The 24,724-nt window shown below is 40.1% G+C and carries 23 protein-coding genes; 14 read left to right on the top strand and 9 right to left on the bottom strand.

Annotation, left to right across the window (positions count from 1 at the left end; all coding sequences use genetic code 11):
* Window positions 1-88: 88 nt before the first annotated feature.
* Window positions 89-1,033, bottom strand: a complete 945-nt coding sequence (locus tag BLR27_RS05590) for a hypothetical protein (protein ID WP_090701581.1) — start codon at window positions 1,031-1,033, stop codon at window positions 89-91.
* A gap of 347 nt (window positions 1,034-1,380) precedes the next feature.
* Between BLR27_RS05590 and BLR27_RS18480 the strand changes: the two genes are divergently transcribed.
* The 4 genes from BLR27_RS18480 (at window position 1,381) to BLR27_RS05575 (ending at window position 5,778) form a co-directional block, all read left to right on the top strand.
* Window positions 1,381-1,554 (top strand): hypothetical protein, encoded by a 174-nt coding sequence (locus tag BLR27_RS18480; protein ID WP_176767616.1) that lies wholly within the window; start codon window positions 1,381-1,383, stop codon window positions 1,552-1,554.
* Window positions 1,555-1,710: 156 nt separating this feature from the next.
* Entirely contained in the window at window positions 1,711-3,372 is a 1,662-nt protein-coding gene (locus BLR27_RS05585; protein ID WP_090701576.1) for a tetratricopeptide repeat-containing sensor histidine kinase, read from the top strand.
* Between the two features lie 5 nt (window positions 3,373-3,377).
* The gene (locus BLR27_RS05580; protein ID WP_090701571.1) at window positions 3,378-4,043 is read left to right on the top strand and encodes a response regulator; all 666 of its coding nucleotides are present in this window, start codon (window positions 3,378-3,380) and stop codon (window positions 4,041-4,043) included.
* Between the two features lie 1,267 nt (window positions 4,044-5,310).
* Window positions 5,311-5,778, top strand: a complete 468-nt coding sequence (locus BLR27_RS05575) for a tellurite resistance TerB family protein (RefSeq protein WP_176767615.1) — start codon at window positions 5,311-5,313, stop codon at window positions 5,776-5,778.
* Window positions 5,779-5,943: 165 nt separating this feature from the next.
* Here the strand turns inward: BLR27_RS05575 and BLR27_RS05570 are convergent, their stop codons facing one another.
* Window positions 5,944-6,204 (bottom strand): hypothetical protein, encoded by a 261-nt coding sequence (locus BLR27_RS05570; RefSeq protein ID WP_090701568.1) that lies wholly within the window; start codon window positions 6,202-6,204, stop codon window positions 5,944-5,946.
* A 359-nt stretch (window positions 6,205-6,563) separates the two neighbouring features.
* On the opposite strand from BLR27_RS05570, the gene BLR27_RS05565 reads away from it, so the two are divergent.
* Both BLR27_RS05565 and BLR27_RS05560 read left to right on the top strand, forming a co-directional pair.
* Window positions 6,564-7,274, top strand: a complete 711-nt coding sequence (locus tag BLR27_RS05565; protein ID WP_090701688.1) for an ABC transporter ATP-binding protein — start codon at window positions 6,564-6,566, stop codon at window positions 7,272-7,274.
* Entirely contained in the window at window positions 7,261-9,831 is a 2,571-nt protein-coding gene (locus BLR27_RS05560; RefSeq protein WP_221406298.1) for an ABC transporter permease, read from the top strand. Before BLR27_RS05565 ends, BLR27_RS05560 begins: the two co-directional genes overlap by 14 nt.
* Window positions 9,832-10,068: 237 nt before the next feature.
* On the opposite strand, the gene ypfJ is transcribed toward BLR27_RS05560, so the two are convergent.
* From ypfJ to gltX, 3 genes are all read right to left on the bottom strand, one after another.
* On the bottom strand, window positions 10,069-10,917 hold the full coding sequence (gene ypfJ / locus BLR27_RS05555; RefSeq protein ID WP_090701564.1) for a KPN_02809 family neutral zinc metallopeptidase: 849 nt from the start codon (window positions 10,915-10,917) through the stop codon (window positions 10,069-10,071).
* A gap of 96 nt (window positions 10,918-11,013) precedes the next feature.
* Window positions 11,014-12,708, bottom strand: coding sequence for an amidohydrolase (locus BLR27_RS05550; protein WP_221406297.1), 1,695 nt, complete (start codon window positions 12,706-12,708; stop codon window positions 11,014-11,016).
* Between the two features lie 259 nt (window positions 12,709-12,967).
* The gene (gltX, locus tag BLR27_RS05545) at window positions 12,968-14,506 is read right to left on the bottom strand and encodes a glutamate--tRNA ligase (RefSeq protein ID WP_090701560.1); all 1,539 of its coding nucleotides are present in this window, start codon (window positions 14,504-14,506) and stop codon (window positions 12,968-12,970) included.
* Window positions 14,507-14,674: 168 nt separating this feature from the next.
* Here gltX and BLR27_RS05540 point away from each other — a divergent pair, with 168 nt between their 5' ends.
* Genes BLR27_RS05540 through BLR27_RS05530 form a run of 3 tightly spaced genes read left to right on the top strand, consistent with a single transcriptional unit; the run spans window position 14,675 to window position 16,807 of the window.
* Window positions 14,675-15,901, top strand: coding sequence for a sensor histidine kinase (locus BLR27_RS05540; RefSeq protein ID WP_090701557.1), 1,227 nt, complete (start codon window positions 14,675-14,677; stop codon window positions 15,899-15,901).
* Window positions 15,882-16,388: a DinB family protein gene (locus BLR27_RS05535; RefSeq protein ID WP_090701554.1), complete on the top strand. Its 507-nt coding sequence runs from the start codon at window positions 15,882-15,884 to the stop codon at window positions 16,386-16,388. Before BLR27_RS05540 ends, BLR27_RS05535 begins: the two co-directional genes overlap by 20 nt.
* Window positions 16,385-16,807 (top strand): hotdog fold thioesterase, encoded by a 423-nt coding sequence (locus BLR27_RS05530; RefSeq protein WP_090701550.1) that lies wholly within the window; start codon window positions 16,385-16,387, stop codon window positions 16,805-16,807. Before BLR27_RS05535 ends, BLR27_RS05530 begins: the two co-directional genes overlap by 4 nt.
* 63 nt (window positions 16,808-16,870) lie before the next feature.
* Here the strand turns inward: BLR27_RS05530 and BLR27_RS05525 are convergent, their stop codons facing one another.
* Window positions 16,871-17,227 carry a DUF6249 domain-containing protein gene (locus BLR27_RS05525; RefSeq protein WP_090701547.1) on the bottom strand — a complete coding sequence of 119 codons (357 nt, stop codon included), beginning with the start codon at window positions 17,225-17,227 and terminating at the stop codon, window positions 16,871-16,873.
* A gap of 173 nt (window positions 17,228-17,400) precedes the next feature.
* Here BLR27_RS05525 and BLR27_RS05520 point away from each other — a divergent pair, with 173 nt between their 5' ends.
* The 5 genes from BLR27_RS05520 (at window position 17,401) to BLR27_RS05500 (ending at window position 20,070) form a co-directional block, all read left to right on the top strand.
* Window positions 17,401-17,982: an RNA polymerase sigma factor gene (locus BLR27_RS05520; protein WP_090701543.1), complete on the top strand. Its 582-nt coding sequence runs from the start codon at window positions 17,401-17,403 to the stop codon at window positions 17,980-17,982.
* Complete coding sequence (locus BLR27_RS05515; protein ID WP_090701540.1) at window positions 17,979-18,479, top strand: anti-sigma factor; 501 nt, start codon at window positions 17,979-17,981, stop codon at window positions 18,477-18,479. Before BLR27_RS05520 ends, BLR27_RS05515 begins: the two co-directional genes overlap by 4 nt.
* Window positions 18,480-18,668: 189 nt before the next feature.
* Window positions 18,669-19,145, top strand: coding sequence for an RNA polymerase sigma factor (locus BLR27_RS05510; RefSeq protein ID WP_090701536.1), 477 nt, complete (start codon window positions 18,669-18,671; stop codon window positions 19,143-19,145).
* Between the two features lie 2 nt (window positions 19,146-19,147).
* A complete protein-coding gene (locus BLR27_RS05505) occupies window positions 19,148-19,765 on the top strand; it encodes a hypothetical protein (protein WP_090701533.1) in 618 nt (205 codons plus the stop codon).
* A 44-nt stretch (window positions 19,766-19,809) separates the two neighbouring features.
* Window positions 19,810-20,070, top strand: a complete 261-nt coding sequence (locus BLR27_RS05500; RefSeq protein ID WP_090701530.1) for a hypothetical protein — start codon at window positions 19,810-19,812, stop codon at window positions 20,068-20,070.
* 43 nt (window positions 20,071-20,113) lie between these two features.
* Here the strand turns inward: BLR27_RS05500 and BLR27_RS05495 are convergent, their stop codons facing one another.
* The 3 genes from BLR27_RS05495 to BLR27_RS05485 form a co-directional block, all read right to left on the bottom strand.
* Window positions 20,114-21,817 (bottom strand): sodium:solute symporter, encoded by a 1,704-nt coding sequence (locus BLR27_RS05495; protein ID WP_090701526.1) that lies wholly within the window; start codon window positions 21,815-21,817, stop codon window positions 20,114-20,116.
* 108 nt (window positions 21,818-21,925) lie between these two features.
* The gene (locus BLR27_RS05490) at window positions 21,926-22,108 is read right to left on the bottom strand and encodes a hypothetical protein (protein ID WP_090701523.1); all 183 of its coding nucleotides are present in this window, start codon (window positions 22,106-22,108) and stop codon (window positions 21,926-21,928) included.
* Between the two features lie 5 nt (window positions 22,109-22,113).
* Window positions 22,114-24,555, bottom strand: coding sequence for a PIG-L family deacetylase (locus BLR27_RS05485; RefSeq protein WP_090701520.1), 2,442 nt, complete (start codon window positions 24,553-24,555; stop codon window positions 22,114-22,116).
* Window positions 24,556-24,724: the final 169 nt, after the last annotated feature.

Raw genomic sequence — 24,724 nt, 5'->3', positions numbered from 1 at the left:
CTACTAACCAAGGGGAACATATCCATCTCTCTTTTTAAGGTCCCTAATCACATGATACAGGTAATATCTGATTAAACTGTACAATCCTCTATTTTGCCCCATCTCTTGCCTTTACCACATATTTCAAAAACATGTATTTCGACAATGGTTTTAATTGCTTATCAGGATGCTCAGGATGGTGGCCGGGAGCAGTATAGAACTCGACTACCTTATTGATTTTAGAATACCAGACCTTATTGATATCGGCCAGAATTAAGGTATCTGGCCGGGTTATCTTTTTAAAATGATTGAGTTCAGAGCTGTCTAATGCAATGATGTTAACGTTCGGCACTTTCTCATCGCAGTTTGCACTCACATAATGGTCGGATGCCCAGTACATGCAGGAACTTTCCTTTCCTTTAGTCCCAAATAAAGTTTTTGGTTTAAGATAGTTATTGAAAGATAGTAACAATGCAAAAACAACCAAAGCAAGACCAGAAAGTACATTCCTTTTTTTCTGATACCAATGTGTAACAGGCGAATCAGTATTAGAACTAATTATTGGAGGTCCCAAAATTGACTCTTTTTGGTAGCTAAACCTTGATCCTCCCCCGATCGTATTTTTTTCATGTTTATTTAAGTCGGAAATTTCGGCAAAAACCTGCTCCTCCTTTTTATCAATAGCCAGAGTATCCTTTGCATCTTCTACCCCATATCTATAAGGACGGGGAGAAAAATCAATAAGCCAGGAAAGTAATTCAATATTCTTGTCATCCGTATCGCTGGTCTGTTCTTTCAGGAAATTAACCAATGGCCTGAGCTTATCTGTCTCGATAGTCTTTATAGCTCTTGCATAATCTGTTTCATCTTCTCTATGCCCAAAAAATTGACGGAGGATTGCGATATCGGATTTTGTTCTTCCTGATTGAAAAACGATAAGGCATTCGTTTTTCAGTTTTGCCGGCGTAGGACTCATTAAATTGAGAGATAAACTACCCTTATCCCTCATTTTTTTATAGCATTCTACTACCTCAACTTTATAATCTGAGAACATTTTTCCGGAATTCTAAATATAAAACAGCCTGAATTTAAGAATTTTTCAGGCTTTTCCGGAATTCCCTTCAGCATTTCCGGAATCTTCGGAATCGAATTCTATGGCTTAATCCCTTCACCGCAATTTTACTCCTGGAAGCCGCTAACAGCTCATGCAAATCAGGGTTTCCAAAGAGAAGAGAAAGGCGGTTATCTGTTAATGACCAGGGAAGCAAAAATAGCATACCCGCTAATCAAATCTCATTTCTTCCCCAAATTTTAAGAGGCGCCTCTTGAATTCAATGCAGTAATCCTTCCGATCGGATTCGGTTGGCCCTGCAAGATTATTCACCTATTAATTTTTAAGAAATGATTGAATTTTTGATTGCAATCTTATTGGGATTGGCATGTAATACAGGCAACACAATTGGTAATGAAGATTTACCTTCCGGGAATAATACAGAATACAGTACACTGGATGATGGCATAATTGGTGAAACCGGTGGGGAAAACGGGCAAATTCCTCCTCCTCCGCAGCCATAGATATGCAGGGTGTCCTTAGAACAGAAATCTAAGGGCGCCCTTATTTAATTCTACTATTTCAAGCTTAAAAAAAATATTTAGACCGGAAAAATTTAAAATCTGCATCTGGTAAACATGTTGAACCTATTTGTATAAATTAGGTGAAAATCTTTCCTGATGAAGCTTAGTAGTATTCCCCTTTTTTTCATAGTATTTTGCTGTGCCTGCTCAAATAAACCCTCACCGGAAAAGAATAATAATCCTTACTACAAAAGTGCTTACAAGCATCGGGATGAGGGGAGAAAAGATTCTGCCTTCCTGTATTTTAGTAAAGCAAGGGACCAGTTTATTCAGGAAAAGGATAGTCTGAAAGCAGCTGGCTGTATGGTCAATATGGCTATCATCGCTACCGATCAGGGTGATCTTTTTGGCGGTCAGGAACTATCCCTAAACGCCGTTTCATATTTCGATGAGAAAAATCCGGAACAACATCCTTATATTTTATCTAATTATAACAATCTGGGTATCGCCAGTTCTAATCTAAAGCAATATTCAAAAGCTATAGAGTTCTATAATAAGAGCCTTGAGTTCATTGCCGACAGCTCATACATGCTTATTGTTAAAAATAATATTGCCAACGCACATCGCAAAAATGAGGATTTTAGCACTGCCCTTGCAATCTACAAGACCATATTAATTCAGGAGAAAAACCCGGTAAACTACGCCAGGGTACTTTCCAACTACGCTTTTACGAAATGGCTTGAGAATCCGAATCATAATTCCGCCAAAGAACTTAATGAAGCATTAAACATACGGGTAGAACAAAAAGATCTATGGGGGCAAAACGCAAGCTATGCACACCTCGCCGATTATTATAAGAAGAAACGTCCCGATAGCGCATTATTTCATGCAAAGAAAATGTACCAGATTGCCAGCAATCTCAACAGCGCTGACGATCGCATGGAAGCCATACAAAAGTTGATACCATTGAGTGATGTGCAGGATGCCAGGATATACTTCGATCAATATCGGATATTGGAGGACAGTATTCAGAACGCCCGGAACAATGCTAAAAATCAATTTGCACTGATCCGGTATGAAACAGAAAAGCATAAAGCGGATAATCTTATACTAAAAGCCCAACGAACCGTAAGAAATTTATGGATAATTTCACTGACCATTTTGCTTGTAGCAGGGGGTGTTTTTTCTGTTTTCTGGTATAAAAGACGAAAAAAACGTTTAGAACTTAGCGCCAAAAATGCAATTCAGGAAGGACAGCTGAAAACCTCAAAAAAGGTTCATGATGTCGTAGCTAATGGCATTTATCGGATCATGGCTGAAATTGAGAATAACAAAGAGATAGAGCATGAGAAGATATTGGATGAAATGGAAATCTTGTATGAACGCTCACGCGATATCTCATACGATGATGTGATAAAAGAAGAGAAGAAAAGAAATTTTCAGGAAATTATAAGACAATTATTAGTTTCGTTTGCTTCGGTAGAAACTAAGGTGCTTATTGTTGGAAATACCGATGAAGTATGGGAAAACTTGCCTGAGCAAGAGAAATATGAGCTGAAGCAGGTGCTACAGGAACTGATGGTTAACATGAGAAAACATAGTCAGGCCAGTTCAGTAGCCATAAGGTTTGAGCGGAAAGCTAATGAAATAAGGATTTATTATACAGACAACGGAATTGGGATATCCGAAGGTATACTTTTTAAGAACGGTTTAACAAATACGGGAAACCGTATAAATAGTATTGGTGGCAACATTAATTTTGGTACCGGCACAACAGGGGGACTTAATATTCAATTACAAATCCCTGTCAAGATTTAAAAATTATGTTCAATAAGGTACTCATCGCTGAAGATCACGAAAGTTCTAATATTTCCATCAGGAAGGCTTTAGAGGATTTCGGGGTATTGAGCAATGACTATGTTTACTATTGCGATGATGCACTCACCCGTATCTCGCATGCAATCAGGAGTGGTAAGCCATACGATCTCCTGATCACAGACCTGTCTTTTGATGAGGATGATACTCCCCAAAAAATTAGTTCTGGCACTGAGCTGATCAAAGCTGTAAAAGAGTTTCAGCCCGATATAAAAATACTCGTGTTTTCAGCCGAGAGCAAACCAGCAACTATAGACAATTTATTTAAAGAGCTGTCTATTGACGCTTTTGTAAGAAAAGCCCGGCGCGATGTTACAGAACTAAAGTTAGCTTTAGAAGCTATTTTCAACAAAAAAACATATCTGAGCACTGAATTAAGGCGTTCAATCCAGCTTAGTAACACCTATGAATTCAAGGAGTACGATATAGTTCTCATCACCTCACTATCAAAGGGCATGCTTCAAAAGGATATCCCTGGATATCTTGAGAAAAAGCAAATCAAACCATATGGCTTAAGCAGCGTAGAGAAGCGCTTGAATTATATCAAAGAAGCATTGAACTTCACTAAAAATGAGCAATTGATTGCATTCTGCAAGGATATTGGAGTGATCTGATATAAACCCCCAGCTATCTTTGGATAGCATGACGGATAAAAAATTGCACTCAAAATTTGTATTCAAGATTATAGCAAATGTTTCTTAGCCATCCTTGTCCACCGCTGGTCCGACGGACTCCATTGGAGCGGGGAATTAAAGGGGGTGGTTAATCCGGATAAGCACTTCCTGCAAATCTTACTAGTGTTATGTCACTCATCAATTGACGGATAAAATTTTAATAATTTCATCCTCTCATCGTCACAGGTATGCCGCCATTTTATTTTAGTCTCCTTAGTATTTCGATGTGTTCGTCAAAGTATTAATGACATGACACCAGTAAGGCCGCTAAATAGGCTCCAGCTTTAGCTGGAGTTAACGAGTTTGTTCGTTTTCGGGCTTCAGCCGAATATTCTGTAACATGTGAGGAAAAATATATTGGGCTTTAGCCCGATAGATATTATAAATGACATAGCAGGTATTTAGACTGCACTATTTGAAAATTTTGGAATACTAAAAATTCGGGTTAGGGAATGGCAGATTTGGATTAGTTATCGGTATTTCGGCGCTGAAGCACCAGTATTTGTTCTGTTCCGGTCGCTTAGGTTTTGGGCTGAAGCCCGGGCTGAAAACCGGAGCTAAAGCACCGGGCTATTGAGCGATATGGCTATCCCAAGGCTCAGTATTTTTTATTCAATCATTTCAGTTACCCATCATCCAGTGTCATCTCACGAATTAATTGACGAATAGAGTTTCAATAGTTTTATCCTGGTATCGTCACATTAAACTGCCATTATTTTAGCCTTCTTAGCATTCAGAGGTTTTCGTCAAATTATTTGTGAAATGACACTAGTACGCTAAGCTGATCTTAAACCGGTTTTCTAAAACTTCCCAATAAATTTATTGAAATATCTATCGCTTACGGTTTCCCGTAAGGAAAACACTGTTTATAAAAACAACTTTGGTAAAGGGTTTTTTTTAATAAAATATACGGGTCAAAATCAATTGTTGATCTAATTTTTTTAATTGGATCTGGACCGTAGTAATTTTTATGGCGGTAATTGGAGGTATCATGGATGATTTAAAAATTGGAAAAAATGAGGATGCTGTTAACCGGGCAATTGGAACGGGAATTCGATGTGCCTTTATAATGCTTCAAATATTTATCGCGATCGGTGGACTGGCATTTTTAATAGTTGTGGGTCGGTGGCTGATTGGGTGAAGGGGAAAACCGATTAACATTTAGCTGAAAATTGAATTGCGGAAAATATAATCTACAAGAATCAATATGCATACAATATCCAATGAACTTAAAAATCACTTTTTAAGACTATTTCAAATTGCCTGCTCTGATGAAAACTTTGATATGCTGGAATTGAAACAGCTTTATGAATTCGCAGCACATAGGGGGATTGATACTCAGCAATTACAGAGGATATTGATTGATACTGTATTTGGGCTCAGCATTCTGGAAACTTTGGATGAAAGAATTGAATATCTGTATGATCTGGCTGTTATTATCCAGGCAGATCAGAACGTATCTGATGATAAATATATGCTCCTCAGAAAATTCGCCAAAAAATTTCAGTTCGCAGATGAAAACATCGAACAGATTTGTGATTTTCTTTTGGAGAGTTCGAGGAATGAACTGACGACTAAGAAGGTAATTGGGGCTATGAATAGTAAAAACCTTTATGAAGTTTTTGGAATAAAAGTGTCCATGTTAATTGCAAGTGCAAAAGGGGATAGGGTGTAAAATGAATATTGTGGGTAGATATTAAAAGGTATAGCTATAGTTAAATTGAGTGATAGCCGAATTGAAAATTAATAATAGCTACATTAAGAACAAAAATTTTTTTAGATAGAATAGAACATAATGGTAATGATTACACGGTAACAGTACAATTTTTAATAGAAAAATCTACGGCTTACAAACCTTACATGCCCCATTCCCTGCCGCCATTGCCTTCTTCAAGGTAGTCTTAATCTTACTCTGATTCAAATACCTGCAGGAAGATTTATGATATTTGGTTCCAGTGTTAGTTACATAAACAACCGTCTCCTGTACTTTATAAAGATCATTTGGAAATACTTTATATCCACTGGCTGGATCAGCAATCAGGGAATTTACAGAGAGAATAAAAACAGCAAACAGGACCAGACCCCCGATATACCGTAGCATAATATTTTTCAAGTGAGAGTACCTTAGATTAATAAATCTAACCTATACTAACCGTTAATACAAATAAAACTACCGCTTACTCATTTGATTTTCATTTATTTAAAAAAATAATTTACCTGTTTTTTTACAACCTATTGCATTTCATATATTGATAGTTACAGACAAAATTAAGTAGCACGATACAGTTCCTAAAAACCAACCTATTCAACTGCCTGTCCCCACCAGAATCTGAATCGGAAAGTGTAACATCCCCTACCATTTACCATCCAATAATATGAGATGAATTTTACATTATAACACCTTCAATTTGTTTATTTTGCGTGAAAGATCGATCAATACTGAAATTAAAACCTGAACTAGTGGACATTATCCTGAATATTCAAAATCTAAGCAAAACCTATCAAAGCGGGGGTAACACACTCACTGTTCTGGATGATATTAATTTTGCCATTGAAGCAGGTTCAACAATGGCAATTGTTGGTCCTTCAGGTAGTGGTAAAACTACACTTTTGGGTTTATGTGCAGGCTTAGATCGCTCGTCTTCAGGCATTGTTGAACTAAATCACATCCGTCTGGATAATCTGAATGAAGATCAGCGTGCTCATGTTCGAAATCAGCATGTAGGATTTATTTTCCAGAATTTTCAGCTTTTGCCCACTTTAACTGCTCTTGAAAATGTGATGGTTCCACTGGAGCTGAGAGGCGAGAAACATATTCGTCCCCGTGCAGAAGCATTACTTGAAAAAGTGGGTTTAGCTGATCGCGGGCATCATTATCCGAGTCAGTTATCGGGTGGAGAACAGCAGCGGGTATCCCTTGCACGTGCTTTTTCAAATTCTCCCAAAATATTATTTGCTGATGAGCCAACCGGAAATCTGGATGCGGAAACCAGTGAAAAGGTGGTTAAATTATTATTCGACCTGAACAGGGAAGCGGGAACTACGCTGGTTCTGGTCACGCATGACCTTGAACTAGCTTCCAAAACGCAAAGAATAATCCGCATCAAGGGTGGATCTTTAATTTCCGATGAATTAACAAACACCCAAAATCTGAATCATGCCGGAGCTTAATGATATTCCGGAAGTTCAGCATAAAAGTCCGCTGAACTTCAGCTGGCTCATACTCATGGCCTGGCGTGACAGCAGACGAAACAGGTCCCGTTTATTTCTGTTCATTTCTTCCATCATCCTTGGAATAGCAGCCCTGGTGGCCATATATTCTTTCGAATATAACCTCAAAAAGGATATTGACTCACAGGCGAAAAGCTTACTGGGTGCTGATCTGGTAATCGAGACCAATAAGACTGTCAGCGAAGATGCCATGCCGATGCTCATGAAACTGGGAGATAAACGCTCAGAAGAACGTGCTTTTGCTTCCATGATCTATTTCCCGAAGAGTGAAGGCACGCGATTGGTCAATGTGAGAGCATTATCCGGTGAATACCCATATTACGGAGATATTGAGACTAGTCCCGCGACTGCCAGCCGCACCTTTCGCCTCGAAAAGAGGGCCCTGGTAGATAAAACACTGATGCTGCAGTTTGATGCCAAGCCTGGTGATTCAATCAAGGTTGGCGAACTAACATTTGAAATTGCCGGAGTATTAAATAAAGCTCCCGGGCAGACGGGCTTTAACTCTTCCGTAGCCCCGATCGTTTATATTCCGCTTGCCTATCTGGAAGAAACGGGACTCTCACAAAAAGGAAGCCGTATCACCTATAATTTTTATTATAAGTTCGGAGAAGAGGTGGATGTTCAGAAGCTTGCTAAAAAACTGGAGCCACAGCTTGAAAAGTCGGAACTTGATTATGAAACCATTGAATCCCGAAAGGAAAATACAGGCCGATCATTTGAAGATCTCACAGAATTTCTGGCGCTTGTTGGCTTCATCGCACTTTTATTAGGCTGCATAGGTGTAGCAAGTGCTATCCATATTTATATCCGCGAAAAGATCAACACGATCGCTATCCTGCGCTGCCTGGGTGCCAGCTCAAGACAGGCTTTCATCATCTATCTCATACAAATAGTCGGCATCGGTTTGATCGGTTCCATGATCGGTGCATTGCTGGGAACACTGATCCAGCAGTTTTTGCCAATGGTGCTGGCTGACTTTTTACCAGTTAAGATCACTGTTGCTATTTCATGGGCTGCAATCGCTCAGGGAATACTACTGGGACTCATCATTTCTATTTTATTTGCATTGCTGCCGCTTGTTTCGGTCAGGAATATTTCTCCGCTGAATACGCTGAGGCTTTCTTTTCAGGAGACTTCCTTATTTAAGGATCCGGTAAAATGGCTGGTTTATTTCATCATCGTTTCGTTTGTATTTGGTTTTACCTATTTGCAGATGGGCTCGCTTAAGAAAACCGTTTTCTTTACTGCAGGTGTTCTGGCAGGATTTTTAGTTTTAGCGGCATTGGCCTATGCGATGATGTGGCTGGCGCGAAGGTATTTCCCATCCTCCTGGAGTTATTTATGGCGACAGGGTTTCGCGAATTTGTTCAGGCCTAATAATCAAACATTGATCCTTGTGGTGTCCATCGGACTTGGGACAGCCTTTATCTGCACGCTTTTCTTTGTGCAGGATATCCTGATCAACCGGGTGACACTTTCATCGAGTAAGAATCAGCCGAATATGGTACTTTTTGATATTCAGTCGGATCAGAAGGTAGCGGTTTCAAACCTGACAAAAAGCATGAACCTTCCTGTTCTTCAGGAAGTGCCGATCGTGAATATGAGAATGACCGAGATCAAAGGCCGAACAGCTGCTGATTATAAAAAGGATAGTGTTGCCTGGGGAGCGATGCGCGGGTTGGAGCGCGAATACAGGGTAACCTACCGGGATAGTCTGAGTGATTCGGAAGAGATAATTGATGGCAAATGGATCGGAAAGGCCGAGCCGGGCAAACCAGTATATGTTTCTATTGAAGATGGTTATGCCCGTCGTATTGGTGTGAAAGTTGGAGATGAACTGAAATTTAATGTACAGGGAGCTCCACTTAAAGCTCTGGTTGGAAGTACCAGAAAAGTGGATTGGAATCGTATTCAGACAAACTTTATACTGATATTTCCGGCTGGCGTGCTTGAAGATGCACCGCAGTTCCACGTATTATTAACTCAGGTTCCATCCAATGAGATTTCTGCAAAATATCAGCAGGCTGTCGTTCGTACATTCCCGAATATCTCAATGATCGATCTGGGATTAGTATTGAGTGTTCTTGATGAGATCCTTGATAAAATGGGTTTTGTGATCCGGTTTATGGCCGCTTTCAGCATTATTACTGGTTTAATTGTACTGATCTCATCGGTATTGATCAGTAAGTATCAGCGGATAAGAGAGAGTGTTTTATTGAGAACCATAGGAGCAAGCCGTAAACAGATTCTGGTGATCACTGCACTTGAATATTTTTTCCTGGGGGCTTTGGCTGCTGGTGCCGGAATCATTTTATCGCTCCTTGCGAGTTGGTCTTTAGCAAGATTTACCTTTGAAACTAGCTTCACGCCGGATATTTTACCTGTAGCATTATTATTTTTAATAATAACCTCCTTAACTGTCCTGATCGGACTTTTCAATAGCCGCGGAATATTGAACCGGCCACCTTTGGAGGTATTGAGGAGTGATGTGTAGGGGGTGTTGAGATGTGAGATATGATTGGGTTGTTCAAATTTTCCGTCATTTCGAAAGAGGAACGATGAGAAATCTCATGATCAAAATCACTCTTCCTGATCAACAGATTTCTCTTCGCTATAATTTTGTTTTATTTCAATTTTTTGGTTCGCTCATCGAAATGACGAAGTTTGAATGCCAGTTATTTCGTAGGAAGTTTGGCGATAAATATATTGATTACCAGTAATTTATCAATAACTACAGATCTCTCGCATTAAAAGTATCCCCCTGACTGATATCCCCGGTTTGATAACCCTTTTTAAACCATTTCATACGTTGCGCAGAAGTACCATGAGTAAATGAATCCGGAACGATCTGCCCCTGTGTTTGCTTTTGTATGCGGTCATCACCAATGGCGCTTGCTGCCATCAATGCTTCTTCAATATCGCCATCCTCCAGCACACTTTTACCATCATGTTGAAGTTTTTGAATGTAATTGGCATAGATACCGGCATAAAAATCGGCCTGCAGTTCAAGCTGGACCGATAAGCGGTTATATTCTGTTTCACCCAGGCTGCTTCGCATTCGCTGAACTTTCTCAGAAACACCCAATTGATTTTGGACATGATGCCCTACTTCATGGGCGATAACATAAGCCATAGGGAAATCACCGCCTGCACCGAACCTGTTTTTAAGTTCTTCCTGAAATGTAAGGTCTATATAGATCTTTTGATCCGAAGGACAATAAAATGGCCCCGTAGCGGAGCTTGCTGAACCACATGCCGAAGAAACAGAATTGTCAAAAAGTACCATGGTTGGCTCCTGGTAAGTTTCCCCATTTTCATTGAATATTTTGGTCCACATCTCATCAGTATCACCTAGTACAACATCTGCAAATTTTCCTGCATCGTCTGTAGGAGAGCCAATCCTTCCTTCGGTTTGTGCTGCATCATTTATAGGTAGCTGACTTAACAAGTTTGTAGCATCCTCACCGAAAAGCAATCCAAGAATAATAACAATTATACTTCCTCCGCCAACAACCATGCCGCCGCTCATGCCGCGTCTGTCATCAATATTTCCGCTTCCGCGTCTGCCTAACCATTTCATAATTCCGGATTGTTTTTGTTTTCAGGATAACAACAATGATTAGACCAATGTTTGGCTAAACCTGGAAATAAAATATATTGAAGGGATAGCAAAGCTCTATTTTTTGTCATTTTCAAAAACGATCTTACCACCTACTATTGTTTTCATCACTTTGACATTCCTTATTTTTTCTGCTGGAATAGCCGTAATATCCTGATCAAGAATAACAAAATCTGCTAAAAATCCTTTTTTAAGGACTCCTTTTTGAGCCTCATCAAAAGCCGAAAATGCCGATCCGAAGGTATAGGCTTTTAGTGCCTGCTCAACACTGATCTTTTGCTCCGGAACCCAACCTTCTGAATTTTTTTCATCAAGTGTCCGTCGCGTAACAGCAGCATAAATTCCTTCCAGTGGTGTTGGAGGAGCCACAAACCAATCGCTGCCGAAAGCCAGAACAGCCTTATTATCCAGCAGACTTTTAAAGGCATAGGTGGTTTTTATTCGTTCTGGTCCGATTACTTTCTCAGCCCAGCGGCCATCATCAATTGCATGGTAAGGCTGCATGCTGGCGATGACAGATAAGGAGTTAAACCGGGTCAGATCTTCCGGGGCAATATGTTGTGCATGCTCGATCCGGAAACGGCGATCGCGTGTTCCATTTTCTTTCTGAACACGTTCAAAAATATTGAGCTGTTCATGAATGGCCTTGTCGCCAATGGCATGAACCATTACCTGTAATTCTGCTTTATCCGCTGCAGAAACTGCCTGATAGAGATCTTCTACTGAAGACACCATAAAACCACTGTCGGCAGGGGTATCGCTAAAGGGCTTCATAAACGCTGCGGTATGTGAGCCAAGTGAGCCATCAACAAATCCTTTTAATCCGCCGATCTTCAAATAGTTATCTCCCCGACCTGATCTTTTAACCTCTTCGCTTAATTTTTTCCAGGAATCGAGCGGTACAACGGCGTATATCCTTGTCTGCAGACTATCTTTTTTTGCGGCCCTTCTGTACACTTCCAGATCATCCCAGGTACCCATACTTTGCACGGAAGTGACTCCATTTTCAGCAACATATTTCATGGAGGCTTTCAAAGCCCGATCCTTTAATTCATCGGAAGGATCTGAAACGTTTTTAAAGATCAGACCCATCGCATTATCTTTAAAAATACCAGCTGGTATTCCATTTTCGTCCCTGATCACAGTACCACCTTCCACATCTGCTGTTGCCTTGCTGATCTTTGATAGCTTCATGGCAGCAGAATTTGCCAGCCCCATATGCCCGTCAAGTCGCTGAACAAAAACAGGATGTTCAGCGGTAACTGAGTCGATCCATCTGGCTTCAGGAAGCTCTCCACCCCAGTTGGTATGATCCCAATCGCCATTGAGGATCCAGGTGCCTGGAGGTACAGTTTTGGCAAATGCCGCTATTCTGTTAATGAATTCCTGTTTTGTTTTGGCATCCCGTAATGAAACGGATGAAAGCCCGAATCCGCCATCCATAAAATGCACATGCGAATCATTGAATCCCGGAACAACCATTTGGTTCTTCGCATCGATCAGAAGAGAAGATTTCGACATCAGTTTTTCAACCTCAGCAGAAGAACCTACATAGAAGATCTTATCACCACTAATGGCCATTGCTTTGGCCCACGGCTGCTCAGAATCACCTGTCCAGATACGGGCATTGATAATGCCCATGGTGGCGGTTTCTGTACTTTTACAACCGGTAATAAATAGGAATAGGGCAAGCAGAAACAAGCAGGATACTGTTCTGAGTCTGGCAGATATGATTAGAAAGATAGTGTCCACTTTGAAGGATTAGGTTATCTAAATATAACCACTGTTATCCGGATAATTAAATAGTAAACCCAATTCAGGACAACAAAAAACCTGTAAACATATTTCAGGATTAAATAAAACCTGTAAACTTTTTTTAGGACGATACAAATTTCCCTGGCCGTCCAGTATCCACCGCTGGAATTAAAGGGGGTGGTTCTTTCTTTTAGTAAAAGCACACGCGATACGCATGCACCAGCATTAGCCGAACGAAAATCCTCCTTTCCTCTTTTTATTCTTCAGTAAAAGCAATCAGTGCTTTCTGAATCCTCCTGATCGTTTCATCTTTTCCAATAAGCACAGCAATATCAAATACCCCCGGACCGAATTTGCCGCCAACAAGCATGACCCTGAATGGTAGCATCAATTCTCCCGGTTTGATACCTTTTTCTTCAGCTAATGCTTTGAAAACAGTCTCCAGATTCACAGTTTCCCACTCTTCGGAACCCGAGATTGCCTCATAGGTTTTGATCAGCTCATTAAAGAATTCGGTTTTAGCTTCGGTCCATTTAGGCTTTACGGCATTCAGATCGTAGGTTGCGGGCTGTTCAAAGAAGAAAGATGCCTGCTCCCAGAAATCCTGAAGAAAGATCATCCGCTCTTTTACAGCCGAAAGCACTTTTTCAAAGTATTCATTATCAGATATTTGAATGCCTTTCTCTTTAAGAATATTGAAAACCAGATCCCTGATATCTGCTACTTCAGATCTCTTAATATATTCATGGTTAAACCATTTTGCCTTTTCAAAATCGAATTTCGCACCTGCCTTACTGACCCTTTCGATGCTGAATTTTTCAATCAGTTCATCCATACTGAAGATCTCCTGCTCCGTTCCGTCATTCCATCCCAAAAGAGCAAGCATATTCACGAATGCTTCAGGAAGGTAGCCCATTTCACGGAAACCGCGGGTTGTTTCTCCTGTTTTTGGATCTGTCCAGTTCATGGCATAAACCGGGAATCCAAGTCTGTCGCCATCGCGCTTGCTCAGTTTACCATTGCCATCGGGTTTAAGTATCAGCGGAAGGTGTACCCATTCCGGCATATCTGCTTTCCATCCTAGATATTCCCAGAGAAGGATATGTACTGGTGCTGAAGGAAGCCATTCTTCACCTCTGAAGGCATGGCTGATCTTCATAAGATAGTCATCAACAACCACCGCCAGATGGTAAGTTGGCATACCATCGGCTTTTAATAATACTTTATCATCAACCAGATTCGTGTCAAAGCTGACATCTCCTCGGATCATATCCACAAAATGCAGCGTTTCATCTGCAGGAACTTTGATGCGGATCACATGAGGAACTCCCTGATCAAGTAATTCCTTGGTTTCTTCTGCAGAAAGGTTCAATGAATTCCGCATAAAACTGCGGTTTTCATGCCCATAGCGAAAGTTTGGTGTTTTTTGCCTCTGTTCATCCAGCTCCTCTGTGGTATCAAATGCATAATAGGCATAGCCATCTCTGACTAGTTGTTCTGCATAGATCCTGTAATTTGCCTTGCGCTCGCTTTGGCGGTAAGGGGCAAAGGGACCACCATTTTTCGGGCCTTCATCCGGATTTAATCCGCACCATGCAAGACAATCTAAAATATATTGTTCTGCACCTTCAACATAACGGTTTTGGTCAGTATCTTCAATTCTCAGGATAAAGTCGCCGCCATGTTTACGGGCAAATAAATAATTAAATAACACAGTTCTAACTCCTCCCAGGTGTAATCCACCGGTAGGGCTTGGGGCAAATCGTACTCTTACTTTTTTAGTGATATCAGGCATGAGGCAAAGATAAAAGAATGTTATCAGTTGTTGGTTATGTGTTGTCAGTTCGGAGTAAATTAGTGGGATTTCAAATCCGACAGTTTAGACACAGTACATTTCAAATACCATTATTTTCGTCTGCTATGGTATTACAATTGCATTTCCTTTTGTAATTTGCTGAAATATATGAATCCATACGAAAGGAAACGCCGCTGGAAGTTTATTTTACTGGCATTTGCAACAATAATTGTTGGGGCATCGCTTTGGTACACCGATTATCTGGTAAGGAATATATCAACCGCGGAGCGTACCAGAGCTGAATTATGGGCAAAAAGTACCCGTAATATTATCGCAATGCCCGATGTGAATGATGAGTATATAACCTTTATCTACAGTATGCGGGATAGTTTGGCAGTTCCTGCAATTGTGGTGGATTCTGCTGAAAATATCATCACCTGGCGCGGGCTTGACAGTACAAAAACAAATTTTGATCTGGAAGCTGATTCTAAGAAAAAGTACGATCCCAAATATTTTAAATCTCAGCTGAAAGCGATGAAATCCCAGCATCCTCAGCCTATTGTTCTCGAATTAAACAATCGGAATAATGAAAAATGGTACGTCTACTATAAGGATTCTACCTTATTAACCCAGTTAAGGGCCTTTCCTTATGTACAGTTGTCGGTAATCGCTATCTTTCTGCTGGTTGCATATGGGGTTTTTAATTCCTCCAGAAAATCGGAACAGGATCAGGTTTGGGTAGGTCTGGCGAAGGAAACAGCTCATCAGTTAGGAACCCCGATCTCATCATTAATGGCCTGGGTAGAGCTTCTTAAATCAAAATTTAATGCCCCTGATGATCCTCTGATCATCGAAATGGAGAATGATGTCAAGCGACTTGAAATGGTCGCGGATAGATTTTCCAAGATCGGCTCAAAGCCAATTCTGCATAATCATGTGGTATATGAAGTAGTTGAAGAATTTGTCAATTATTTCAGGGTGAGAGTGAGTGATAAGATTGAGTTTATTCTTTCCGGCGATAAGCATGTTGAGGCACTGATCAATGTTCCCCTGTTTGACTGGGTTATCGAAAATATTCTAAAAAATGCTGTAAATGCCATTGAGGGTCAGGGAAGCATTAAAATTGAGATTAAAGAAAACCTCGTTAAGGAGCAGGTTTTCATTGATATCACAGATACAGGTGCGGGTATTCCCCGGCTTAAATTTGATACTGTTTTCCAGCCCGGATATACTACCAGAAAACGGGGTTGGGGACTTGGCCTTTCCCTGACCAAGAGAATTGTAGAAAATTACCATCAGGGCAGTGTTTTTGTTAAGGATTCCGAAATAGGGAAGGGTACAACCTTCCGGATAGTTTTAAAAAGTAATATGACCTATGAAGCGACCACAAGCTGAAGAATTTCCCCTTTTTTATAAAGGATATGTCGATACTGTAAGCGATGATGTTTTGTCAGAACTCGAACATCAAATCGATTCATTTACTGCTCTGTTAAAGAATATCCCTCAGGAAAAGGCTTCATTTGCCTATGCTGAAGGTAAGTGGACGATAAAGGAACTGGCAGGCCATGTGATTGACACTGAGCGAATAATGTCTTATCGTGCCTTACGCATTGCCCGTAATGATACTACTCCCTTGCCGGGATTTGATGAGAATAATTATGTATCAAATGCTCACTTTGAAGACAGGAGTTTGGAAAGCCTTGCAGATGAGTTTGCAGCTTTGCGAAAGGCAAATATGTATCTGATCAGATCCTTTAATGAGGCTGAGACCGATCGCTCCGGAGTTTCAAATGAAAAGCCCATCAGTGTGAGAGCTTTGATCTTCATTATGGCCGGACACGTAAACCATCACTCTGCTATTCTGAAGCAAAGATATTTATGATCTGGTCAAGAGAATATACGGTAGAAGAACTCAACGGGCGCCCCAAAGGCCATATTGGAGATCTTTTAGGAATTGAATTTACAGAGATTGGTCCTGATTCTGTTTCAGCCCGTATGCCTGTCAATGAAAAGACCCATCAGCCCTATGGCATCCTGCATGGAGGCGCTTCGGTAGTTCTGGCCGAATCATTAGGTAGTGTGGCTTCAAATATGGTCATCAATTCTGATAAATATATTGGAGTGGGTCTGGAGGTAAATGCAAATCACCTCCGGCCGGTAAAATCAGGCTTTGTAACAGGTATTTGTACACCCATTCATATCGGTGGTAAAACCCATGTCTGGGATATTAAACTGTATGACGACCGGGGTAAAATGAATTGTATCAGCAGGCTTACTGTGGCTATAATCCCTAAAACATAAGATTACAAGCCACTCAACCGGAATCAAATCCAGGGTGAATGACTTGTTATGCTCATTACAATTCTATTTTTCTTCGTTTGCTTTTTTCTCGATCAGATGTGAGATGAACAGGCCCAATCCACCGAATATGGCGATCAGTGAAAAATAAATAGCAGCATTTTCATCATTATTGCCTAAATCTCCATGATTAAAGTTCAAAACTGTGTTATCAAGCACAAATGCCAGAAACAGGCCAAGTCCTGAACCTATCATTAATAAGCCCGCCTTCAATGTGGTAAATGACTGACCTTTTGGCCTGCGCACACTGGGATCCATCCCATTCTGGATCATCAGCATGTTTTCTTTGTTCTGCAGATAACGGATTCCGAATAGGGCAGCGAATAGGCCAAGGCCCAGTAAAATTGGTATTAAAAATTCCATGACATTAAGTTTATACGGTTAAAAATTAAAAAATTTCTTTGCAGATCGTTGAATCTGAAAACTATGACAACCACTTTTCTGATCAGGTTACACGTTTGCCTGAAAAATTAATTTTATATTCATAAAAGATGATGTAACCTCTACCATTAAACTAGCGTCAGAGATGATGATCGATGCAGGAGAATAAATCAGATATAGAGTTAATTAGCAAAGTGCTGGAAGGTGATAAGCAGGCTTATGCCCAACTTATCAAGCGTCATCAGCGATTTGTATTCACACTTGCCCTGAGGTTTTCAAAAAGCCGTGAAGATGCTGAGGAAATTGCACAGGATTGCTTTATTAAAGCTTATCGCGCTTTACATACCTTTAAGCAGACCTCCAAATTCAGTACCTGGCTTTATAGTATTGTTTATACCACCTCCATGACATTCCTTAGGAAAAAGAGGCTCGATACTCAATCTATTGACGATGAATCAAGCCTTCTTCAACTGGAAAGCCAGGTTTCTGATCTGTCATCAAATGAGGTGGAACATAAATCGAAAATGGTTTTTGTGAATTTAGCGATCTCCCGTCTTTTGCCGGATGATGCCGCGATCATAACTCTTTTTTACCAGGGTGAACAATCACTGGAAGAGATTGGACAGACATTGGGAATGGAAGCTAATACGGTAAAAGTGAAACTGCACAGAGCGAGACATCGTTTGAAAGAAAAAATTGAAAATATATTACATCAGGAAGTGAGGGAATTAATATGAACAATCTTGAACAGAGGATCTGGGACTATCTGGATGGAACAGGAACAGATCAGGAAAGAGAATTTACCAAACAATTGATCGGATCGGATTCTGAATTCCGGGCCTTGTATGAAGAATTAAGGTCAATACATTTAAGTGTTTCTTCATTGGATCTGGATGAGCCATCTATGAGTTTCAGTAGAAATGTAATGGATAAGATCCAGTTGGAGCCTGTTCCGGGCTCGGTCAAGTCTCTGATCGATAAAAGGGTCATTTATGGAATTACAGCATTTTTTCTGATCACGATCACTGCTTTGCTTGGTGTTTTATTTTATCAGACCGACTGGACTCAGCAAAGTGGATTGGATATGCCTGAATATAAATTGCCTGAATTTGACACGTCCAACTATGTTAACAGCACCACAATAAATATCTTCTTTTTCACAGATATAATTATTGTCTTATATCTTTTTGATGGATTTTTAAGTAAGCGCCCGAATTCGAAGGCTAACCATTAAAGCAATAGTTACACAAAAATAAATTTTTTAAGCCTGCTGTCCTGATGGAACTTTCATTGGGTTAGCAGGCTTTTGAAATTATTTACGATCCTTTGTAATTTCCTCTGCATTTCTGTTACTTATTGTATAGTTGGCATTCGTATTTAATTCCATCTATTTAAATTTAATCTTGAATTAAAAAATTATACTGTGAGTGAAAATAGATTTTTAACTCTAATAAAGGAAAATCAGGGTATCATTTATAAGCTGGTTAGTATTTACGCCAATGATGCAGATGAAAAAAAGGATATGTACCAGGAGATACTCTTAAATGCATGGAAGGGCTGGCCTGCATTTCGTGGCGATTCTAAATTCAGTACCTGGCTTTACCGGATTTCACTGAATACACTGCTGACATTAAGAAGGAAGCCAAGCCGGATCGATTACATAGATTCATTGAATGACATCTCCCCGCTAACGGATACTAATTCGACATATAATGATGATTCAATGCGGCTACGGCAGGCAATCAGATTATTGTCTGAAACGAATAGGGCGATTGTTTCTATGCACCTGGATGGATATGAAAACAATGAAATAGCAGAATTTATGGGGATATCCAATAATCATGTTTCGGTAAAACTTCATCGTTGTAAAGAACAAATTTCAAACCTATTAAAACGATAAAAATGAACGCAGAACAAAACTGGAAGCAAATGAATTATTTGCAGGATAATGATCTTTCCTCCTTGCTCAATATTCCTGCAATAGGCGGGGTGCATTCAAATAATCCCTTGAAAATGATCAGAAGAAGCTTTTTCTACAATATGATGTGGGCTACTTTTTTTAACTGTCTGTATCTGGTATTATTTTTTATTATTGATTTCTGGCAAATTAAGGCAGGAATTATTATTCTATTGATCGTACACATCTGGGGAATCCTAAGTGCTTTCAAGCAGTATAAAAGTATTAATCTCTCGATCTCTGCTGATCAGTCAGTTTTGGAAGTGTTAAAAGCTCAGCACAACTCTGTTAAACTCTGGACTAAAACACACCTAAGGATGGGTTTACTTATTTATCCATTTAGTATTACCGGCAGTTTCATACTTGGAGGAGCACTTGGTTCCTCAAAATCAATTGAGGCTTTTATGGCCAGACCTTACATGCTACTGATCCTAATTGTTTTATTAGTTGTTTTTATACCTGCTTGCCATTATCTGGCTAAAATATTGGTAAAACATAGCTTTGGTAAGCATCTCATACTACTACAAAAAAACATTGCAGATCTGGAATCTGAAGAATTTTAATTCGGGTCATATTTTAACAAACAAGTACAGTACAAACAGAAGAGATGATACAAACTCCAAATTCAATAAAACCGGAAACAAGGAAACATAATAGATTAATCTATATTATTTTCCTGATGCTTGGAATTATTAATCTGATTAATAAAGATCTGACAGTAGCAATTATTTTTCTTGCTTTAGCGATGGGATTCGTTCCCTTTAATCTTAGTAATTTTTCTAATGGAATGCCACTTTACCAGAAGGCTCTTATGATATTACATGGCCTGGTTGTAATAGGGCTAACGATTCTATTACTTGCCGGTTGATTCTCCGGAACATAATCGTTCAATGGATTGATTGATCGGACTCTTAAAACGCGGGTTTTTCTAATGCCTTTTTTTGGAATCCCTGTAGTATCATGGCTATCAGAACAACTAGAACACATCCTACCACATTCAGCCATAGGAAAGCCATGATGTCCATCATCCAGCAACTGAATACGATCACTTCAGTGATGATGGCTGCAATGAATGTGGCAGAGCCTCCAATCTTTTTCAGGTAAAAAGCAACCACAAAAATTCCGAGTATCGTACCATAGAATAAGGAGCCTAAAATATTAACCGCTTCGAGGAGATTACCCATTTTACTCGCATATAATGCCATCAGGATGCTTAAGAATCCCCAGATAATGGTGACCCATCTGGATACTGAAAGATACTTTTCATCTGAAGCGTTTTGATTGATCAGTCGTTTGTAAATGTCCACAACAGTTGTTGAGGCCAGCGAATTTAAAGCACTGGCAGTTGAACCCATAGATGCCAGGAAGATGATCGCAATAAGTAATCCAATGAGTCCCTGTGGTAGATAGCGTGTTACAAAACTTAGAAAAACATAATTATTATCATTTGTTTCGGCTTCAGGGTCGTTCTTTTTCATCAAATCAACTGCCTGCTGCCGGATCGCTTTTGTTTTTTTATCCGCTGCTTCCAGAATGGTCCTTTGGGTATTAATGGCCGTCTCATCCTCAGCATCAAGTGCAAGTTCGAGCCGGTTTATCTCAGCCTGTTTCTCAACAAAGGCATTAGAATAATCTGTTTTGATCTTCTCAAGATCTTTTCCGTAAGCGCTTTTTTCTAATTTTCCTAATTCATAGCTATTGAAGAAAACTGGTGGCTGGTGGTACTGATAGAATGTAAAAACAAGCACTCCAATAAGCAGGATCAGGAACTGCATAGGGATCTTTACCAATCCATTCATCAATAATCCCAAACGGCTCTGACCTATAGATGAGCCAGTGAGATAACGACCCACCTGACTTTGGTCTGTTCCGAAATAAGATAACTGCAGGAAAAAACCGCCGATCAGGCCACTCCATACCGTATATTGATTATTCCAGTCGAAGGAAAAATCAATGGCATTGGTGCGTCCCATTTTACCCGCTATCTGAAGTGCTTTTCCAAATCCAACACTCTCAGGAAGCAGCTTAACGACTAAAATTCCAGCAATTAACAAGCCCGAAAATATGACGGTCATCTGGAGCATTTGAGTATAGGAAACCGCTTTTGTCCCCCCGTAAACGGTATAACTAATTACAAGTCCGCCGATGAAAAGTGTGGTATAAGTGGTATCAATATCCAGAATGGTTGATAGAATGATGGAGGGGGCGTAAATGGTAATTCCAGTCGAAAGGCCGCGTTGAACAAGAAACAGGAATGCGGTCAGAGCCCTTGTTTTTAGGTCAAAGCGTTTTTCCAGAAATTCGTAGGCAGTATAAACCTTTAGTTTATGAAAAATGGGCACGAACGTAATACAAAGCACGATCATAGCCAAAGGCAGTCCGAAATAAAATTGTACGAATGCCATCCCGGATGAAAATGCAAGTCCCGGAGCAGAAAGAAATGTAATTGCGCTGGCCTGAGTAGCCATCACAGAAAGGGTGACACTATACCATGGAAATGATTTATTCCCAAGCAGGTAACCATCGATATTCTCTGTCCCCCGGCTCTTATAAATGCCATAAGCGACAATTATAAAAAGGGTAGCAAAAAGCACTATCCAGTCTATACCGCTCATTCAAAAGTTTTAGTGAACAGATAAAAAGATACGATCAATAGTACCAGCCATATTATCAGAAGATAATAAAACTGGTTCCATGTCTTAACAAAAGGAATATGTTCCTGATCAGGCTTCTTCATTATGCTGAACAACATTGATCCAGAAACCGGCAGAGAGAAGTCCAAATACCGCTCCTAAAATGATATGGCCTATGGATCCCGATACCACGCATGCAGTTAAAACACCACATAATACAGCCGGAATAATGTAATAGATACTATTGCTTGTTGAAGTGTTTTCGGTTTTCATTTTTTTTATCTTTTTTTAGTGATCAAATTTACAAATAATCTGTATGCACCGGGTATTCCTGCGGGTAATTCCCTGAAAAATACAAGGGAGGTATAAACAAATCTCCCCTTGCCATAATCCGCTACCAGTAATGAGCCATCTTTTGCCGGTTCTCCAGGGTCGTTCATACTTAAAATACGACTGTATTTAGCATCAGCGTCTGTAGTGAAATATAAACCTCTTTCCTGAATCCAGCCATCAAAATCTTTTTGACTGATTTTATTCGGATAGTTCAGCACCGGATGGTCTTTTTCTAGAAATGTAACAGCTGCATTTTCTTCTGTCACCCTGTCGCGGGAGATTTTGAAAGGGTAGGGTCCGATATTTTGTACTAAAAGAGGGTTATTCACATTATACTGCACCAGGTATGTGCCACCATTGTTCACATAATCCATGAGTTTTGGCTGCATCAGATTTAACCGTTCATTGACGTTATATGCTCTTAAACCGCTAATAATAGCATCATACTGTGCCAGATCGGTGTTCATGATCTCTGCTTCTGTTAGAATACTGACCTGATAGCCAATCTGCTGCAAGGATTCTGGAATCAGATCGCCGGCACCTGTAAGATATCCGATTTTTTTTCCTCCTGTTAATAAGTCAACCCGTTCAATTCTGGCTTCAGCTAATGGGAATAATGTTTGAAGTGGGATATGCTCATAATTAATTACTCTGTTGCCGCGGTTAAAGTTTCCCTGTGATGTTTGGATATTAAGAGCAAATACCCCCGAAATAGAGCCATCACTTGGGGTTATTTTAAATTGAACTGCTTTTTCCTCACCCTTTTTTGCAAAGTTGAACTCAATTTTTTCAGGCTCAACTTTCCATCCTGCCGGTATGTTGGGAATGACGGTTCCTGTATTTTTATCGCGATAACTTTTTAGCTGAATCTGTATTAATTTAGCAGTATTTCCTGTAAAAACATAGGCCTTGTCTGCAATACTTGCCGTTACCGGAGGAGCAATGATCAGTGGCTGATATACCTCTCCACGAACCTGATCGGTATATTTAAAAACTGCAGGACGCTGGTAGGAGATCTCTTTTCCAGCGATATTGAAACTGAAATTTATCAGAACCGGAGCAGGGTTCTCGGGGTGACCAACCAAGTTCTGGTCACTGATCATGAACATCCCATTGGGATGCTTCTCTTTTAACCAATAGGGTTCTGTTATTGATTCTGCAATTATGCTTCCTTCAATACTTTTTGAAAAACCGTTCTTAAGATCTGCAGATTGGTATTTCCCTCCAACAGAAAGGAATCTGACAGGCAATCCTGACTGGATAAGAACCTCAGACCGAAGTTTTATACTATCACCCAATGAATGTACAGGCTGGGTAGCATAGGTTTCAAACCAAAGACCGGCAGCGCCTGCGATCAGATCCTTCAGCTCTTTTGATTTCAGCTCTTTCCAATAACCGTCAGGCAATTTTTCCAATGATTTCAGAATACTGATCATGGCCGGAACCGAGGCTGAAGGATTGTCTGCATTGAAATTCTTATCGGCAAGACCGATCATCTTTCCAATTTCTTCGCCTCCCGGAATCCGGTTCCAGTTTGAATTAATATTTTCGAAAAGATCTGCTTTTGCAGATATGCCTTTTGTATGAGAAAAATATTCAAATGACTGTCCGCGTTGTTTTGCGCTTCCAAAACCCTGACTTTTATGGTTTGTACGACTTTCAGCTGCAATTTCGCCATACCCTTTTCCAAGTAATGGGTTAAATGCTCCAACATCCAACTTTAGCTGATCATCGGAAGTGGTGTTTAATCCGCCAAAATTATAAGTGTTCCAAACGATGCGCTTTGCCGACCAGACCTGAACAAATTTCAGTTGTTCAGGAAAACGTTTTGGATCGGCTGCTGCTAAAAATGCCTCACGGGCGATGATGGCTGATGCGGCATGCTGTCCATGACCTGCACGTGCATCTTCAGGAAAGCGTGTAATAATAACATCAGGCCGGAATTTTCGGATTACCCAAACGGCATCTGCCAGAATTTGTTCTTTATCCCAGATACGAAAGGTCTCTTCCGAATTTTTGGAGAATCCAAAATCAATTGCCCGGGAGAAGAACTGTTCAGCACCATCAGTTCGCCTGGCTGCAAGTAATTCCTGGGTGCGAATCAGTCCCAGTAATTCAGATTGCTCATTTCCGATCAGATTTTGGCCCCCATCTCCTCTGGTAAGAGAAAGATAGCCGGTTCTATATTTTTTTTCTTTTGCCAGAAATGCCAGCAGTCTTGTGTTTTCATCATCAGGATGCGCCGCAATATATAATGCGGAACCCAGTACATTCAACTTTTTTAGTCCGAGTTTGATCTCTGCAGAGTTATACTGCGCTGAGGTTTGCCCGGAAACAATTAAGGGAATGAGGAGAAATATACTAAATCCTAATTGGCGAAAATTCATAATTTACGAAGAGTGAATTTCGAAAATAACCAAAAAAGAATGCTTAATCAGGATGACACAAAAAATTTACTTAACAGGGGGTAGATAATATTTCTGGTTATAACATATTTAATAAGTGAACACGCGATACGCGTGCACAAGCGATTTGGACTAAAAATCCTACCTGTCC

The sequence above is a fragment of the Daejeonella rubra genome (assembly GCF_900103545.1).
Classification (GTDB): domain Bacteria; phylum Bacteroidota; class Bacteroidia; order Sphingobacteriales; family Sphingobacteriaceae; genus Daejeonella; species Daejeonella rubra.
Note: the sequence above shows the minus strand (reverse complement) of the source record. Positions and strands in the feature narration are given on the sequence as shown.